The following is an 18450-nucleotide window of genomic DNA, read 5'->3' as shown; positions in this document are numbered from 1 at the left end:
CAGTTGGAAATATATTCAATAATTTTTCGTGTTCAAAAAGCGCTGTAAAGAACATCAATTCGAACTAGGTATGATATCTTTTTAAGTAATGCTCTATTTGTGTGAGATCAATAACTTTTAATTGGGTAGGAATTGTTCCTTTCTTGATCAGTCCGTCGCTTACTAGTTCTCTTATAACTCTAGCGTATGCTCTATCACTGCAGCCGAATCGTTGAGCTTCTTGGTAAATGTAGTGATGACTTGTATCTTGTGCTGATGTACTCTCACGCCTTAATATGTCTTTTAAGATGTTGTATTTAAGGGGGTATAGAGAGCGCTCAATGGCTATATCCATAGTACTCAAATAGATGCTCGATATTCTGTGATTCATCCAAAATGCAGCATGACCATTATGGAGAAAGAATTGAGTCAGGGTATCCTTAGGAATGCAAGTCAGTTCCAGGTTTTCACTGGCAATAGCACTAAAACATCCTGACCTCTCTGAAAAGAACTCAATTTCACCAAAAAAATTATTTTTTGAATGGTAGTCGCCAAGGCTGAGTGTTTTGCCATTTTCTGCCATATGTATGATTGAAAACCTAGCTTCTTCTGACCAGTAGATTTCATCAACTTTGCTGTTTGCTGTAACAATAAACTGGCCTTGTTTGACCGAGCGTCGCTTAAAGTTACATCGCTCTATCCATTTTAGGATTTCATCAAGTCCGTGCTCTAAAATTTCTTTTTTGTTCGTCATTAAAAGTGGTGCCTGTGTAAAAAGTGTTCAGTGTCCTGACAATTGTCGTATTTACTTGGAGTCATCATAATATAATATAAAAAACATCGATGCTAAAAAGCCCAGCTCAACTTGTAATCATGTTATGAGAGTAATGGGGCTCCAGGCCATACGGATGCCTTGGAATAGAGTCAGGTAGTAAAACTAGGATATTGGAAATGAATTATTTAGAGCTCCCCAAAATTGATTTGCATTGTCATCTGGACGGTAGTTTACGTCCACAGACTGTCATTGATTTAGCTAAAGAGTGGGATATTGAGATACCCTCATCGAATGTTGATGAAATAAAAGATATGATGGTTGCTCCCGAATCGTGCCCGAACTTGCAAGAATACCTAGCGAGGTTTTCTTTGCCCGTTAAGGTTATGCAAACTGAGATGAGTCTTGAGCGTATTTCATTTGAACTCTTTGAGGATGCAGCACGAGAAAATGTTAAATACCTAGAGGTTCGTTTTGCGCCGCAGCTTCACACACAAGATGGTTTGAATTACCAACAAATTATCGAGAGTGTGGTCAGAGGGATGAAAAAAGCGGAAGACAAGTATGATATCAAGGGAAACTATATTCTTTCGGCAGTGAGGTTTTTACCTGCTGACACGATTAATGACGTTATTGATGCTGGTATCCCATTTATTGGCCATGGTGTTGCTGCATTTGATTTGGCGGGTAACGAGGACGATGGCTTTTGTGAAAAATATGTTTCCCATGCTCAATATGCAAAAGAAAAAGGATATCGAATTACGATCCACGCAGGAGAGCAAGGATGTGGACAAAATGTCTTAGATGCAATTGAGTTATTGGGGGCTGAGCGAATAGGTCACGGTGTTGCAATACAATCGCATGATTCAGCTTACGATCGCGTTCGAGAAGATTTGGTTGGGCTGGAAACTTGTCCTAGTAGCAATGTGCAGACTAAAGCCGTCGATGAATTAAGGGAGCATCCATTAATCGATTTCTATCAGGACAATCTCGCAATCACCATAAACACCGATAACAGAACAGTCTCTAATACGACCATGACCAAGGAGGTTGAAAAGGTGATGGAGATGTTTAAGTTAAGCATGGATGATTATAAAATAATCTATCGTTCAAGCGTTGAGCAGTCTTTTGCATCTGACGAAGTTAAGCAGCATTTGCTTACTTTTATTGAATCCGCATAAGGGAGTCATGCTTCTCGCTGTTTAGTTAATTCGTTTAAATCAAGAGAGAGGATGTATCATCATCCTCTTACTACTCTCTCAACCCATTTAATTGATCCCTAATCTCTTCCCAGATTGTTTGAAGATAAAAGCGGCATTGTGGCACGCTCCCAAAGGGCGAGTTGTCTTGCTTAACATGCGTCGTTACCGATTTTCAATTTAGATGACGAGACTAACAAATCTTTCCTCGGAGAATAAGGTCATCTATTCCCACTTAGATGAGCATATTTGGCGTTACTTGTTTATGGAGCCCAAACTAAAGATGCTCAATAATATCTGATGTGATTAGGACCGAGATGTTGTTCTCTATGCTGCAAGGTCGGTAGTAGAGAGTATTGCAATGTCTACCACGGTGCTTATGCCACTTATCCTCACTACGCTTGTAAAAACGAGAAGTATATATTGGAGGTAAGTGGCTGTAGTTAATGCCTTATTTTGGTACTTTTAGCATCGAAACCTAGTCTGGTTGTTTGCTTGCGAACTTTTCCATTCCTAGTACGAGAAGTACAGCCAATACCATCATTATTGTAGCCAGAACCCATTGTGAAGGTTGCAATGTAATAACCTCAAATTCTGTCGGTGAAAGGTTATGTTGAAGAAGCGGCACCTGTTCTCCTTTTGAGTTTATGCGCCAAGACAGAGTTTCTTTCCAAGGCCAGATTTTGGGTAATGTTCCGATCATTAATCCAGTAAGAAATACAAGGGTGATATCTCTGAAACGATTAAGAAGCCATGAAAGTAGATGCGAAAAACTTAAGAGACCACAAATACATCCAAGTGCAAACAAGAGAAGAATATTTATCTCCATTGATTTAACGGCACCTAGTATTGGGGCGTACATACCTAGCAATAACAAAATGAAACTGCCAGATATGCCAGGCAGAATCATCGCACATATAGCAACGGCACCAACAATAAGTATGTTCAAGCTTGATGGTTCAAGTTCTAATGGATGTAAAACGGTTATTGCGTAGGCGAAACCAACCCCAAAAAGCAAGAAGATGAGACGACTGATACTTTTGGTTTGAACCTGTTTTAACATATGGAAAACAGAGACCAAAATAAGGCCAAAGAAGAAAGACCATAATGGGATAGGGTGGTGCTCAAGTAACCACGATATAAGTTTTGCCAGCGTTGCGATACTAAACAGAATTCCTGAAAACAACACCACTAAAAATATGCCATTGATATGTTGAAAAGCAGCCTTAAAACCATCCTTTTTGATAATAGAGATAAGACTAGGATTTATACGTCTAATACTTTCTAGCAAAGTGTCATAGATACCAGTGATAAAGGCGATAGTTCCACCTGAGACTCCGGGGACAACGTCTGCAGCGCCCATAGCTACGCCTTTTAAAAATGTAATAAGGTAGTTCATATTCCGATTAAGATTATCAAATTCGATTGACTTGGAAGTATATATAAGATTGAGCAAAAAGGTATGAAAAACTCTTAGGTACCGCTTTGTGAAGTTAGTGGAAACTTTTTTTGTTTTGCGAACATTCTTATATTGCAACGTGTTTTTTGCATAATGCAAAATAAAAAGGTGAAAAATTGAGAGATTAATTCACTATATAGGGTGTTTTTTGTTGGCATAGTAAATGCATTAACTGTTATGACCCTTCTTAAGCCGAGGGTCACCTAGCCAACTGACGTTGTTAGTGAATACAAATTGTTCACACCATATGTAAGCCATCTATGAACTTGTAGGTGGCTATTTTTTTGCCAGTACTTCTCCCTAGCATAAGATTTTCAAGTTGTCTGACGATGGAATCGACCATATTATACGCTCCCAAAGGACGATTCGTTTTGACTAACAGGCGTTGCTGCCAACTTTCATTTTAGATGGCTTGGGCATAAGTAACAGAACATCTGGGATCATGGGTTAAGGAACAACTAAAGTAAGGGTATGAGTTAATTGTCTGCCTAAAATAAGGTTTATCGACACATAGTGCACTTTAATTTCAGGCTATCGAAACGAATTTACCTGAAATATTCTAGTGAGTTAAGCCCGAACTCATGAGTTGAGTTCCTTAACGATAAGTGTAGTCCCGTTAAACTTCAGTTTGCTTAATATTTCTTTTGCACTTGCGAGTCCATCCTTATCGAACATTATTCCATATTTGTAATGGTGTAGGTTCTTTTTGAGATTCCTCACCGTCCCTGTTAAGGGAGGAAGTTTGTTGGGTTTTCCACCAGGTAGCTGCACCATAATAGTTACGCGATCGCCTACTAAAAATGATCGGTTTAACGGTTCGATGCAAAAGCAGCAGCCTTGTTTGGAGATATCACGAATTTGGCCATTTATCTTTTTGTTTTGTGAAGTTTCAAATGCGTTTAGATTTGTCTCAAACCTTGGCTCTTTTCTCAAGGTAGAAATTTTCATAGATTGAGGCACTGAAAATGTGAAGCAAGATATGGGCGAATGTAAAATATGTTGGAGTTGCGATTTAAAGGTTAAATTTGCTCCCTCACCACGAGTTGATATGGCACGTATAGTTGCCCAAAAACCCTCCTTAAAAAAGAATTCAAGATCGTTATGATCGATGTTTGGCATGTCTACGAGTATTAGGTTGTCGGAATTGACCCCGACAAACTGTGTTTTGCATCTGAAAGTAGTACCTACAGGAGTTGTAACACTGAGCGTAATGTCACTACCATGCTCAATCATGGCAAGCGCATCTGTACTATTTATATTGGCGATACTCTTCTTATCTGAAAAAGCGGATGGTGCCTTATTTTGAGTTAAGGATTGGGAGCTCATTTCATCTCCGTTACTGCGATTATTAGATTGCGCTGAACAAACATATTAGGCGATGAAAAAATCAATATCTGAGAGTAAAATCAAATGTTCTCACTGCTACGATCGGTCTGTATAGGGTTGAACTAGTTATTACCGTGATAGTCTGCCCACATATCTTCACGTCACCTGGATGAAAGAGCGCTGAAAACTTCTCCGAGTAAGATTACCGAAAAGTGCAATGCTTGTCTAAAGGTAGTTATCTATAATTTATATATAAATCAATAATAACGGAACCTACAAAGTTGCTGAATTTGGGGAATATAAACTTTGGTGTGACATAGAGAAGTAAAGTTTAGCGCCTTGCAACACGAATACTTTATGAATGTTAATGTCTTGGTACAAGTTTAGAACCGTTGAATTGAAGTCTGCTCAATAGTGATTTTACCATCACAATGTTATCTTCATCAAAACGCACCCCATATTTCGCGTATTGCTTACTACGGTGTAAATTACAAATGGTCCCTTGTAAGAGTCCTAGTGGTGTATCCGCACTGATATTACAGGTTAACTCCAAGGACACCTTATTCCCAGCTTTAAAAGAAGGACTGAGCAGGGGTACAATAAATGCGCAACCTTCTTTAGATAAGTCACGAATTTCGCATTCTACTTGCTGGCTATCGCGATAAATTTTTGCGGGTAAATTGACATCAAATCTTGCCTCCGATCTCAATGGGCTGAGCTGCACTGATCGCGGATATGTAACAGTAAATAAGGCGATAGGGGTATCAACAACGTTTTCTATCTGCGCTTTAAATGTTAGGGTCGCTCCTTCTCCTCGGGTTGCTATTGTACGGATAGTCATCCAAAACCCTTCTCTAAAGAATAAATTGTATTCGTCTCTTGATATTCGAGGTATTTCTATAACTAATAATGTTTCTGCAAAAACACCAACAAATCTAGTTTGATATTGAGAAGAAATACCAACCGGAGTTTCTATCTTAACTGTCATTCCAGTCCCATGCTCAAGCATTTCTAGGGCGTCTATGCCACTGACAGTCGTTTCATTCTGATTCACTCATGTACCCCTTTGTTCTTTCTGCTATTTCAGTAGTTCAATTCTGAAAAAGATAAATAGCTGACATCGACAATTAACTGATATAAGCCACTTCTTTTGTTGAGATTTCTGTAATTATAGTTCCTGAACGCTAAAACTCATGGAAAGTTAGCTTGGTCTATGACACAGTCGTCAGGAAGCAAAAGGATCTAATCTGTCTATGAGTATTAAAGTGAGTGATCATACCTACCAAACATTGGTTTCTTCCCTTGGCTTAGGTCGCATCGTTTCGCTAGAGGTGATTCAACCTTTGTGGAGTAATTGCGGCTATCTTGTTAGGGTGTATTGTCAAAGTAAATCTCTAATTATTAAACATATAGAGCTTCCGAAACAAATTAAAAATGCCAAAGGTTGGAGCTCCCAAGCAGCTTATCAAAGAAAGCTTAGGTCTTATCATGTGGAAATGTGCTGGTATACCTCTTTTGCAAAGAGCAATATTGCTCGTGTTCCCCAAACTCTCATGGCAATAAATAATTCACCAAGCCTTATGCTGGTTATGGAAGATCTTCATTCCTCAGGGTTTACTCAAGCGATAGAGAGTGCCCAAAAAGTACATTTGCAGTCATGCCTTAAATGGCTTGCCTCTTTCCACGCTCAACATATACAAAACACCTACGAGGGGCTATGGGAAAATGGTACTTATTGGCATTTGGCGACGCGTCGAGATGAACTTAAAGCGCTCGATGATCCTGCTCTGAAAAAGATGGCTGGTACAATCGATAGTATTTTAACGAGAGCCCCATTCCCCACACTCGTCCATGGTGATGCCAAACTGGCAAATTTTTGTTTTACGGCAGATGGTAAATTAGCTGCTGCAGTAGATTTTCAATATGTCGGGCGTGGTTGCGCGATGAAAGATCTCGTACTTTTTATGAGTAGCGCAGTTGATCCTAACCAATGTGTTCAAATGGAACCTTGGATCCTTAATCAGTATTTTTCTTACCTGAAAAAAAGCTTAGAGCAATTCCAACCTCATCTATCACCAGCGGAGGTTGAGGCTGCTTGGCGACCACTATTTCCTGTTGCTTGGGCAGATTTTCAACGCTTTATCAAAGGTTGGTGTCCATCTCATTGGAAAATTAATGATTATACAGAGAGTCTCACCAAGATGGCTTTAAAGTATATTGAAGAAAATTATTGATATCATTGAATTAGGTTTTTGTTGCTCTTAAGTGTAGTCTCCGCCGTATCGCTGATTTAATATAAAACCAGTTTACTATTAGGTGGGAGCTAAAAGATATTTGTTTAAAATCGATGATGTTCAATTTTGGGGTTATCTGGGCGTCATACTGGTGTGATAGTGAGAGTTAGGATTTAAATTGTGAACATAAATAAGAATTTGAAGACTCCATTTGCCTTTTTGGTGGCTGTATCTATCGTAGTCCCGATTGCTTTTTCGAGTTGGATGTCACTGTTGAACAATTTTGTGATTGAAAAAGCGAGTTTTACTGGAGCAGATATAGGACTGCTGCAAAGTGTACGCGAAATACCAGGATTTTTAGCTTTTACTGCAGTATTTATCCTGATTTTTATTAAAGAGCAGCGATTTATTTTAATCTCTTTGTTGGCTCTAACGGGAGGGACTGCGATCACTGGCTTTTTTCCTTCTCTGACGGGCCTATTATTCACCACACTCCTTATGTCGACTGGTTTTCACTATTTTGAAACGCTCAAACAGTCTCTTGCTCTTCAATGGTTACCAAAGAAAGAGACGCCAGAGTTACTGGGAAAACTAATTTCTGTTGGTGCTTTTGCTTCTATATTGACTTACGGCGCACTGTGGTTCTGCTTGGAAGTTCTTGAGTTAGAATATAAGTGGATTTACTTGTGCTTTGGTGGCTTTGGATTCGTACTCGTTTTATGGATAACGTATTGTTTCCCAACCTTTGAATCCAAAGTTCAGCAAAATACTAAACTGGTGTTGAGAAAACGCTACTGGCTCTACTATGCTTTGACCTTTATGAGCGGTGCACGTCGGCAAATATTTGTTGTTTTTGCAGGTTTTTTAATGGTAGAAAAGTTTGGCTATTCTGCCGCTGAAATAACCCTTTTATTTATGATCAATTATGCATTTAATCTGTTTTTTGCTGGGCGAATTGGCCGCTTGATCGGCAAGATTGGTGAGCGTAACGCATTGATTTTTGAATATACAGGGCTATTTTTCGTCTTTTTGGGTTATGCTTTTGTCGATACGCCTGAGTGGGCAGCAGCACTCTACGTGATCGACCACCTATTCTTTGCTCTTGCATTAGCCTTAAAGACGTATTTACAAAAAATTGCGGATTCAGCTGATATGGCATCGACTGCAGGGGTGTCATTTACTATCAATCACATTGCTGCTGTTGTGATTCCGGTGTGCTTTGGTTTTCTTTGGTTGAGCTCTCCGGCTATCGTCTTTTATGCTGGAGCGGGAATGTCTATCATCTCTTTGTTACTATCGTGCAATATTCCAAGAATTCCGTGTGAAGGTAATGAGGTTTGGCTGCTTAAGTGGTCCTAAAGTTATTGTTCACGAAACTTTTCCTGAATAAAATCAACAAAAGTTTTAATTTGGGCGGGAATAAATTTAGATTGGGGATATTGAGCGACTACTTGTCCTTGGTAGCGTCCTCCGACATGCCAATCCGGTAAGATTTCTATAACCTTGCCGGAGTCGAGATATTGTTGTATCGCAAATTCAGGAAAGACCGATATACCAATACCACTAATAACGGCCTCTCGCCTAATCTCGCTGTGGTTGACCGTAAATGAACCTGATACATTGACGGATACTTTTTTCTGATTGTTGGTAAATTCCCACACTCTATCTCGCGGGTTTTCACCCAGACAAAGACAATTGTGTGAAGCGATATCTTCTGGATGGATAGGAGTTCCGTGTTTTGCCAGATAATCAGCGCTGGCACAGGCAACCAGCCTATATTGAGTTATTTTTCTTGCGACCAATCCCTCTGTTGGTGCGTCAGTGATATGTATAATTACGTCAACCTCATCACCAATTGGATCAATGTAATGATCCGCGACTTTAAGCTGCAGCAGGATATTGGGATAAGTCTCTATAAACTCTAAAATCATGGGCATTAATACTTGTCTGGACAGAGCTTTAGGTGCTGCGACTCGCAATGGGCCCGAAATCCTAGAACGATCAGATTGAGCGGCTGAAACCGCCAGTTTCGCTGAGTTCAACATATCGCTGCAAAGTTGGTAGACTTCTTGGCCTGTGGAGCTCAAACGCATTTGACGAGTTGTTCTCTCAAGTAATTTTTCCTCAAGAGCTTCCTCCAAGCGAGTTACTGAACGACTAACAGATGATGGTGAGACTCCAAGCTTTTTTGCTGTGTTAGAGAAGCTTCCAGAATCGACAACATTTACGAATATTGCCATTTCAGAAAGAAGTGGGATAAGTCTATTCGTGTCCATAGCGCAAAAATCCTTTGCATATATGCAGTATTGTTTCAATAACGTTACTTATAGATACTTATTAAGTCAATTGACATCAAGGAAGATGGAATCAGATTGTGAAAAAGGTCAGAAGCACGGAAGATATAACTACCTTATGTAAAAGAGCAACGCATGTTTTAACGTTGTTTAGCGGTGGTTTAGATAGTACTTATTTGCTTGAACTGTTAAAAGGCCAAGGAGTAAAGGTGACGGCACTTGTCGTTGATTTAGGCTCTGGTGTCGATACAGAACACCTTACCTTGCTCACCAATCACTACGAAATCGACCTAAAAATTGTCGATGCGCAGAAAAACTTTATTGAACACAGTATTGTTTCTGCGATACAAGCTCAGGCAATGTATTTGAATGACTATCCTATTAGCTCTTCGCTCTCTCGACCGATTATTGTTAGTAACGCGGTGAAAGTGGCAAATGAACTTGGTTGTGATGCCATTCTACATACAGCGAATCAGTCTCAAAATAGTCTCCGTCGCATCAATGGTGCAATTGAAGCATCAGGTTATTCGGGATTTTACGGCTCGCCATATGAATATTCAGCTATATCTCGAGAACAGAAGATAGAAGCATTATTTCACAGCGGTTTAGTTGGTTTTAAAACTAGAAACGTTAGCGGCGATGAAAATATCTGGTGTCGGGAATTTGAAGCAGGGGTATTAGATGACCCCCAATCTTTCACATTATGTGATTCTCTTTTCGTCTGGTCAAAATGGAATATTAATAAGCACTTAAAGAATGACCAGATCGAAATAGGGTTTCGCAAAGGCTACCCGGTGACTGTCGATGGACAACCTATGAGCTTGAGTAAAATAATTGCTTTCATTAACAACCACGTTGGCGCGTATGAAATTGGTCGATATATAGGATTCGATCATTTAGATGAGGATGAAAAAGTGTTAGAGGTGCGGGAAGCACCCGCGGCTTGCCTCCTCATGAAAGCATATAAGTTGCTTGAAACCGCAACTTTACCCACTGATGTTCTCAGAGCAAAAGCGGTGCAGAATGATTTGTGGACCCAGGAAGCCGTTGAAGGTCGCTGGGAAAGCATGATGCAGAGCTCAAGTTATGCGTTCATCGCCCACACTGCCGAACATATTTCCGGCAGTGTCTTATTCTCTTTATCGCGGGGCAGCTATTTTATGGCTGGTATCAATGCCTGTGAGGCACGATACATTCGCGATAGAGATGATTGGGAATCTAAGACAGCAAAGCAACGCAGCTTGCGCGAGCTTGAGTTGTTACCAATCAGGAAAAATCATCTATTGGCTTAATATAAAAATAAGAGGGCATTATATGGAAATTGTTAAAAGGCCTGTCGATCGACATGCAACGGTCGTTTCAAATTTACTTGTCCAAAATAACTACGTCTTTGTTTGTGGTAAACGAATGACTCACATGTTATCGACTAATGTTGACGAAGTGGTTCGTTTTAAACACTGTTGGAATCATTTAGAACGTGACCGCTATATGGCAGATGGGGGTGCCTACCGTTATCGGCGATATGGTCAATTTGTAAAAACACAAGGTGCTCGCCAAATATCGGTACTACCACATGAACCTTATTCTCAACCCTCTGCTGTTAATCCATTAAATGGAGATATTGCTCGCCACTTTGAGCCATTATCAGATCGTTTTCTCACTTCACCGATACTCGAGAAGCTGTTGTTGTTACTCAGCGATGTTTATGACCTTGCTGAAGGGGAGGCGAGGAAATGGAATATTCGTCTTCATCCTTATCGTATCGTTGCTAACGATACTCAGATAGGAAAACCTACTCCTGAGGGATTGCATCGAGATGGAGTGAATTATATTGCTTCTCTTATGATCAGTAAGATAAATGTGGCTGGCGGGGAGACGACCATTACAGATAACAATGGTGATTTATTAGAAGCCCTAACGCTGGAAAAAACCTTTGACCTTGTTTTAGCTAATGATGATGAAACTATGCATCAAGTATCGTCTATAAGTCCCCAAAACTTGGGCAAATGTGCTTATAGAGATGTACTAGTTGTCGCATTCACTAAGATGGAGAGTTGAGGTGAATACAATCACTGATTCTGTTAAAAGAGCGAACGTTAAGTTACCAGTGGTTGAGCTGATGCTGTTACTCGTTGCCGTATTTTGGGGAACGAGTTACGGGCTGACAAAATTGGCGTTATTACAAACGAGCGTGCTAATTTTCATACTCATACGTTTTTCTATTACTTTTCTTTGTATGCTGCCAGTAATGGTTCGAGATTTTCGCCGAGGTTTGAATAAGGACTGGAGCACTGCCATCCCTTCAGGACTTATTCTTTCGGCGATTTTTTTCTGCGAAGTTTACGGGGTCTCGCAAACCACAGCATCAAATGCTGCTTTTTTAATAAGTTTATCGGTTATTTTAACCGCATTCGCAGAAATGATTATTAATAAAGGGAAAATAAGCAAGTGGCTGTGGGGTATGTCATGTTGCAGTATAACAGGAGTGTTGTTACTGACTGGTCAGAGTGAATCAAGTTTTTCATTTAACGTCGGTGACTCTTTTATCTTATTGGCGGCGTTGCTGAGAGCTATGATGGTCACCCTAACCAGACGTTTCTCATTAGGTAGGTCTATTACAACGTCGACATTAACGGCGCTACAGTCACTCGTTGTCGCCATCATTGCGCTGATTTTCGTCACTCTCTATTTGCCACAAAATCAAATTTTGCTGCCTAAAAACTCAGAGTTCTGGTTAATTATTGCTTATTTGGTAGTTTTTTGTACGTTGTTCGCTTTTTATGTACAAAACTATGCCGTAAGACGAACATCCCCGACACGTGTCTCGTTATTAATGGGCAGTGAGCCATTATTCGGTGCTATTTTTGCGGCTATTTGGTTGCAAGAACATTTAGGCTTTACCCAAATTGTCGGTGGGAGCCTAATTTTACTTAGTGTGATTATTACCTCAATTCGATCGACTTCTTGATATCTCGACATACTCTGAGCCAAGGTCTCACTGTGAACAGAGATTGAAAATGAGTTATAACGTGCTACTCGCTTTTACATCAGTTAATATGTCAGTCAAATCATTGGGCTTGATTTGGAGAGAAAAATGCCTAAAAGTTTGAATGAATGTATTATTCCAATGTATCCGACTATTCAAGCCCTCGATGTTGACCTACTTGATGCTGGGGAACATAAGTTTTGGTTTGCTGTTGCCACTGACGCAATAGGACATCCTCAAGTGCTGCCTGTTCGTGTATTTAAAGGAGACAAGCCGGGTAAGCGTATCGTCATTACTGCGGGGATTCACGGTGATGAACAAAATGGTATTCTTACTGCCCAAAATCTTGCCCGTGAGCTTGAAGGAAAGACAATTACGGGTTGTGTCACTATCGTACCGACAGTTAACCTTTCCGGTATTGCTCGCCATAGCCGGGATTTTCATTCAGCTGCCCCTGATAGTTCATCTGCAAACCTAAATCGCATTTTTCCGGGTAGTGCGTCAGGAGATGATGCAAGCCGCTATGCTTATAGCCTTTGGGAGAACTTACTAAAGCCTAACGCAGACTTGGCTATAGATCTTCATACACAAACGAGTGGCAGCGCCTACCCATTGTATGTTTTTGCAGATTATCGTATTGATGATGCCATACGTATGGCACGTCTGATACACCCTGATGTCATTCTTAACGACCCTGGTGACCCTGGAATTTTAGAGACTGTGTATAATCGCGCAGGTATACCATCGATAACCATTGAGATAGGGGTTGGGCGATATACGGATCTAAGTCTTATTGCACGAGCGAGTAGAGGACTCGTCAACGTTTTGCGTAATTATAACGTAATTGAGGGAGTGACTGAAGAATGCATCAATTGTTGTGTAGAAGGGAATAACATCACAAGTATACGAGCCGAACAAGGTGGTTTCGTAATATGTCATGTGGAACTTATGCAAAAGGTTGAAAAAGATCAGATCCTAGCCACCCAATATAATAGCTTTGGAGATGAAATTCATTGCTATCGTTCACCATTGAATGGCACTGTAATTAGTCACAATGTCGAGTCCGTTAGAGCACCCGGCTCTCTCGTTGTTCGATTGATCCATTAGCAGCGATGACCTTATGAGGCAGGTGCTTCGGTTGGATCTTCATGGTCTATAATAGACTGCTCGACGATTTGACTGATCTCATCTGCTCTTTCAGGGCTGGATTCTGCGACATTGTTAATAAACTCTTCAACAGAGCCGCTCCAATCACTATCCTCTCTGTCTGCTGGACGCATGGCCTGGGTATTTTCTACGAGAGTGACTACAAGCTCTTGACTAAATTCCGCAAGCTTTTCTGGTGCCTGTTCTGCAATCACTTCAACAAGACGATTATTTTCATTCACCATTGACTCACTGATTGTCACGAGGATTTTCATGGTGTTTTCAGGCTCTTTTTCTATTAACCATTCGACAATACTCTGAATTTGTTCACCGTCAGATTCAGCAATCTTTTTTGCAATATCCATAGATAACTCAGGATGAGTGAGGGTCAATGCGCGAAATAGAACAACAGCATCAATATTTTCTAATTGAATAGCGCGTTCGGCGAGAGAGGCTGTCCACTCTGGGTTTTTGTTTGAAAGCTCGCGAATGAAGGCGATGGCTTTACTCGGATGATCTTCTGCCAATTTCTCAACTTCTTGAACGACCTCTTCTACATAAAGCGAGTGTTCTTGGTAATTGGTTCTTGGATCAAGCTCTTCATGAATTGAAGCAGGAGTATGCATGACGAAACTCTCTTGTTCATCCACTGGAAGCGCTTGACTTGCAGACATGCGGTAAATAGTAAATGCAATCAGTCCTAGATCGACCAAAATGACAAAACTGAATAAGGCACTGCTTCCATATGCATCCATCATTATTGCGGCAGTATATGGACCAATGATTGAACCAATGGCATAGACGCATAGTAATCCTGATAAAACTGGAACCAGTTGAGCTTTGAGGGCGCGGTCAAAGGTTTCAGCAATGCTTAACGGGTATAAACACGCGATAAAGCCCATAATAAGAGCAACGAGGAGTAAAGCGAGTATTTGTAAATTGTAAATAATAGAAACGGGTAATCCAAAACTTACAATGGCAAGAACAAAACAACTCATTAAGATTACTTTTCGGCGCTCAAACCTGTCTGATAAATATCCAAGAGGTAACTGAAGAAGAATTCCACCTGTTGTAGCTGCTCCCATAAATATGGAAAGGTTGAGTCCTGAGATGCCTTGCTCATCAGCGTATACAGGAAGCATATTTGCGATTGTTGAGTAGAGGATCCCGCAGACAAAGCAAGTTATGAATCCTAGCGGTGATAGTGAATAGATAGCGCTCAGACGTATGGACTGATTGTGTTCAACTTGTGGTTCGAACTGTGAAACAAAAACAACGGGCGAGACGGAAATGCTAAACAGAATACCACAAAGAATGAAGAGTGTTGTCTCACTTGGTGGTGCTAAAGCAAGTCCAAATTGACCTAATGTAATTGCTGAGAGTATAACGATTTGGTTAATCGCAAGAATTTTTCCTCGATTTGATTCGGTCGATACACTATTGAACCAAGTATCTAAAGTCGCGGTAGCACAGGCAATGCAAAACCCCATGACCGCGCGCATGGGTGCCCAAACCCAAACATCTGAGCTCAATCCCATGATTAATATCGCACTAGCACCAAGACTCCCACACATCGCAAATGTCCGTACTAGGCCAATTTTTTGCAGAACTCGTTTACCTATGATTGCACCCAAAAGAAAACCGACAGAATACATCGAAAGAATAAAACCTATCGATTGGAAGTCGATCTCTAGTGAGGCAAGCTTGGTTGGGAGTAAAATACCACTCAAGCCATGACTACTCATCAACAAAAATGAGCTGATAAAAAGGAGTGTAAGTGGCTTAAGCGTCGCTGTGATCGTCATTGGAATGATTTAAAAGCAACTTGTTAATATTTTCAATTGGTTTGTTAATTATTTGTGTTTTAATGCTTATTTTAATGTTTGTTTTTGCGTTGAGTCATAAATTATCCCATTAAATTTTATAGTTTTTCTTCCTTCCATTGGCATGAACTTATGCTCAAAGTTATTCGGCCATACGATAATTATTATTGTTTTACAGGCGAACGGCCTCCAACAAGTGAAAGTTACTTCGTACCATGTTTAGAAAATTTGACCACGGTTGAGCTATTGGTTTACACATTCCCGTATACAGGTGTTAATGTTTCAAAATGCTCTTTTAGGAGACAACGTTGCAAAAACGAATTGGACTTTACTGGTTCACAAACGATCTGCGTTTAACCGACAATCCATTATTGCACAAAGCAAGCAAAGAAGTTGATCAACTCATTTGCCTTTACACTAGACCCCAGCTTACTTGTTTTCTCCAGAAGTATTCCTGTCAGGAGCGTTGGGGGGCAGCGCGTACTCTCTTTCTCAACCAATCTCTACGTAATTTGTCTGAGTCGTTAGATGACGTCGGACAGCAGCTTACTGTAGTGGATGAACCCACAATAGGGACACTCTCTGATTTAGTGACCAAACACGAAGTAAGCGATCTCTACTGTAACCAGTTCGCTGGGTTTGACGAGCAAAGTGTCATTGAGCAACTTGGCCGAAACTTTTCAGATTTAATCATCCATCAAAATAGTAGTAATCATTTATACAGTGAAGAACAACTGCCATTTGCACTGAATGGGTTACCTAACACTTTTACAAAGTTTAGAAAATTAGTTGAGGGCATAAGTCTGAGAGAGTTGGTGGAGGTACCTAGATTGCCTCCCCCTATCAAGAGCGTCGGTCGAGGTGTCCAAATACCCGCAGAAAAGCAAATGCAGAGCGTCGAGTTTTTGGGTGGCGAGGTTTTTGGAATGGATCATTGTCTGCGCTACTTCTCTACTAAAAGAGCGAGCGAATATAAGCTTACACGAAATGGTTTGGATGGACCTAGTTATTCGACAAAGTTTTCTCCTTGGCTTGCTCACGGTTGTATATCTCCCCGGCAGGTGCTGGAAGTACTCCGTGACTACGAGCAAAAAAATGGCGCCAATGAGTCCACTTATTGGATATTTTTTGAGTTACTTTGGCGAGAATTTTTTTATTGGTACGCGAGGAGGTGGGGTAAAAATTTGTTTCTTTACTCAGGTATAAAAACCTGCAGTAAACCCGCCGCCAAAGGCACCTCTGTCTCGACTGCTTTTAGCAACTGGATTGAGGGAAAGACTGACTTCCCAATAGTCAATGCCTGTATGAATCAACTTAGGAAAACCGGCTTTATGTCCAATCGCGGTAGACAACTGGTTGCGAGCTGCCTTATCCATGAGCTTGGGATTGATTGGCGTTGCGGTGCGGCTTACTTTGAGACTCAACTTATCGATTACGATGTGGGCTCTAACTGGGGTAATTGGCAGTACCTTGCAGGTGTAGGTGCTGACACTCAGCCAGCCCGTCAATTTAATCTGGGTAAACAGACTGAGATTTACGATCCCAAACGTGAGTTTATAATGCAGTGGGCTGGTGTCGGCTCGGAGAAGGGGAGGTTACAGTGAAATATCAAAAAATACGACTCGTCTTAGGTGACCAACTCAATAGTCAACATTCTTGGTTTGATAGGGTCGATGACTCAGTGGTCTATTTGGTAGCTGAAATGCATCAGGAAGCCAGTTATGTTCGTCATCATGTGCAAAAGATTTGTGCCTTCTTCGCTGCGATGGAAGCTTTTGCAAAGGAGCGCAGAGAAGAAGGGCATCATGTGATACACCTTACTTTAGATGACACTCAGTCCTTTGGCGATATTACCGAGTTGATCGGTCACTATACGGTGGAATGTGGTGCCGAGCAGTTTGAGTATCAACGCCCTGATGAATATAGGTTGTTTGAAAAATTGTTGACGCTCGAATTAGGTGAGTGTCAGGTTAGAGCTGTTGATAGTGAGCATTTTTTATTACCGTTCGAGGAGTTTCACAATTATTTCGCTAAAGATAAGCACGTAATGATGGAGCACTTTTATCGTAAGATGCGTAAACGGTTTGATGTCCTTATGGAAGGCGTGAAACCTTTGGGGGGCAAGTGGAACTACGATGCAAACAATCGTAATAAATTGAAGGCGACCGATATAGAATCACTACCTACACCACTCATGTTCGAGACGAGTGTCAGATCTATATTGATCCGATTAGAAAAACACAATATCGAAACAATTGGCAGTATCACTGACAAGTTGCTTTGGCCTGTCAATAGAAACCAAAGCTTATCGTTACTCGCTTATTTTTGCTCTGTCTGTTTACCCAACTTTGGTCGCTTTCAAGATGCGATGACAGCGCAGCATTCGTCCAAATGGAGTCTGTATCACAGTCGCTTATCCTTTTCTTTGAATAGCAAGCTGCTCCACCCAATGGAAGTCATAAATGCGGCGTTGTCGGCTTACAAAAGTTCGGGTGAAATTGATATCTCTCAAGTTGAAGGCTTTGTCAGGCAGATACTTGGTTGGCGAGAGTACATTCGAGCAGTGTACTGGGTCAATATGCCTGATTACGCGCAGCGCAACGCACTCAATGCTCAACGTGATTTGCCAGATTTTTTTTGGACAGGAAAAACGAAAATGACTTGTATGAAACAAGCCATTGGCCAGTCGTTAGATTATGCTTATGCACATCACATTCAAAGACTAATGGTAACGGGAAATTTCTGTCTGATTAGCGAAATCGTTCCAGAACAGGTCGATGAATGGTATTTGGGTATTTATGTTGATGCGATTGAGTGGGTAGAAATGCCTAACACACGAGGTATGGCATTGTTTGCTGACGGTGGTATTGTGGGAACAAAACCTTATGCGGCTAGTGGTGCTTACATCAACAGAATGAGTGATTATTGTAAGAGCTGCTATTATGACATTAAATCAAAGAGTGGTGAGCGCTCATGCCCGATGAACAGTCTCTATTGGCGATTTATGGTTAAGAACAGAGAAACGCTTACCACCAACCCTCGTATTGGCGTCATTTATCGGTCTTGGGACAATATGGATGAAGCTGGACAAAGTGCCGTTTTATCAACCGCAGAACGCTATCTCAATGATATACAACAATTATAAATAACAGCTAACTAGGTCAAATTGTTCTAAGAAACTTAGTGAAAGTACATTTGTTTGGCGATAACCTCTAAACTTGTCTTCTCGCAT

General features: G+C 40.8%; 15 protein-coding genes. 9 read left to right on the top strand and 6 right to left on the bottom strand.

Going from position 1 to position 18450, the window contains the following annotated elements; genetic code table 11:
- Nucleotides 1-64: 64 nt before the first annotated feature.
- Nucleotides 65-733 (bottom strand): Crp/Fnr family transcriptional regulator, encoded by a 669-nt coding sequence (locus tag RH40_RS01075; protein ID WP_009599395.1) that lies wholly within the window; start codon nt 731-733, stop codon nt 65-67.
- 197 nt (nt 734-930) lie between these two features.
- On the opposite strand from RH40_RS01075, the gene add reads away from it, so the two are divergent.
- Nucleotides 931-1932, top strand: a complete 1002-nt coding sequence (gene add / locus RH40_RS01070; protein WP_009599394.1) for an adenosine deaminase — start codon at nt 931-933, stop codon at nt 1930-1932.
- A 496-nt stretch (nt 1933-2428) separates the two neighbouring features.
- On the opposite strand, the gene RH40_RS01065 is transcribed toward add, so the two are convergent.
- From RH40_RS01065 to RH40_RS01055, 3 genes are all read right to left on the bottom strand, one after another.
- A complete protein-coding gene (locus tag RH40_RS01065; RefSeq protein WP_009599393.1) occupies nt 2429-3349 on the bottom strand; it encodes a polyprenyl-phosphate transporter in 921 nt (306 codons plus the stop codon).
- A 639-nt stretch (nt 3350-3988) separates the two neighbouring features.
- Nucleotides 3989-4735: a flagellar brake protein gene (locus tag RH40_RS01060; RefSeq protein ID WP_009599391.1), complete on the bottom strand. Its 747-nt coding sequence runs from the start codon at nt 4733-4735 to the stop codon at nt 3989-3991.
- Between the two features lie 364 nt (nt 4736-5099).
- Nucleotides 5100-5789, bottom strand: coding sequence for a PilZ domain-containing protein (locus tag RH40_RS01055; RefSeq protein WP_009599390.1), 690 nt, complete (start codon nt 5787-5789; stop codon nt 5100-5102).
- Between the two features lie 199 nt (nt 5790-5988).
- Between RH40_RS01055 and RH40_RS01050 the strand changes: the two genes are divergently transcribed.
- Nucleotides 5989-6969 (top strand): phosphotransferase, encoded by a 981-nt coding sequence (locus RH40_RS01050; protein ID WP_009599389.1) that lies wholly within the window; start codon nt 5989-5991, stop codon nt 6967-6969.
- 177 nt (nt 6970-7146) lie between these two features.
- The gene (locus RH40_RS01045) at nt 7147-8328 is read left to right on the top strand and encodes an MFS transporter (protein ID WP_422636355.1); all 1182 of its coding nucleotides are present in this window, start codon (nt 7147-7149) and stop codon (nt 8326-8328) included.
- Between the two features lie 2 nt (nt 8329-8330).
- Here the strand turns inward: RH40_RS01045 and RH40_RS01040 are convergent, their stop codons facing one another.
- On the bottom strand, nt 8331-9245 hold the full coding sequence (locus tag RH40_RS01040) for a substrate binding domain-containing protein (RefSeq protein WP_009599387.1): 915 nt from the start codon (nt 9243-9245) through the stop codon (nt 8331-8333).
- Between the two features lie 98 nt (nt 9246-9343).
- Between RH40_RS01040 and RH40_RS01035 the strand changes: the two genes are divergently transcribed.
- From RH40_RS01035 to RH40_RS01020, 4 genes are all read left to right on the top strand, one after another.
- Nucleotides 9344-10555 carry an argininosuccinate synthase-related protein gene (locus RH40_RS01035; protein ID WP_009599386.1) on the top strand — a complete coding sequence of 404 codons (1212 nt, stop codon included), beginning with the start codon at nt 9344-9346 and terminating at the stop codon, nt 10553-10555.
- Nucleotides 10556-10577: 22 nt separating this feature from the next.
- Entirely contained in the window at nt 10578-11321 is a 744-nt protein-coding gene (locus tag RH40_RS01030) for a 2OG-Fe dioxygenase family protein (RefSeq protein ID WP_009599385.1), read from the top strand.
- Nucleotide 11322: 1 nt separating this feature from the next.
- Nucleotides 11323-12231 carry a DMT family transporter gene (locus tag RH40_RS01025; protein ID WP_009599384.1) on the top strand — a complete coding sequence of 303 codons (909 nt, stop codon included), beginning with the start codon at nt 11323-11325 and terminating at the stop codon, nt 12229-12231.
- Nucleotides 12232-12357: 126 nt separating this feature from the next.
- Nucleotides 12358-13356 carry a succinylglutamate desuccinylase/aspartoacylase family protein gene (locus tag RH40_RS01020; protein ID WP_009599383.1) on the top strand — a complete coding sequence of 333 codons (999 nt, stop codon included), beginning with the start codon at nt 12358-12360 and terminating at the stop codon, nt 13354-13356.
- Nucleotides 13357-13367: 11 nt separating this feature from the next.
- Here RH40_RS01020 and RH40_RS01015 read toward each other — a convergent pair whose 3' ends face one another.
- Entirely contained in the window at nt 13368-15200 is a 1833-nt protein-coding gene (locus tag RH40_RS01015; protein WP_009599382.1) for an MFS transporter, read from the bottom strand.
- A 326-nt stretch (nt 15201-15526) separates the two neighbouring features.
- Between RH40_RS01015 and RH40_RS01010 the strand changes: the two genes are divergently transcribed.
- Both RH40_RS01010 and RH40_RS01005 read left to right on the top strand, forming a co-directional pair.
- A complete protein-coding gene (locus RH40_RS01010; protein ID WP_009599381.1) occupies nt 15527-16822 on the top strand; it encodes a DASH family cryptochrome in 1296 nt (431 codons plus the stop codon).
- Entirely contained in the window at nt 16819-18363 is a 1545-nt protein-coding gene (locus tag RH40_RS01005) for a cryptochrome/photolyase family protein (RefSeq protein WP_009599380.1), read from the top strand. Before RH40_RS01010 ends, RH40_RS01005 begins: the two co-directional genes overlap by 4 nt.
- Nucleotides 18364-18450: the final 87 nt, after the last annotated feature.

The organism is Vibrio caribbeanicus ATCC BAA-2122, from assembly GCF_000165125.1.
Taxonomy (GTDB): domain Bacteria; phylum Pseudomonadota; class Gammaproteobacteria; order Enterobacterales; family Vibrionaceae; genus Vibrio; species Vibrio caribbeanicus.
This window is presented reverse-complemented; position numbering and strand designations above follow the sequence as displayed.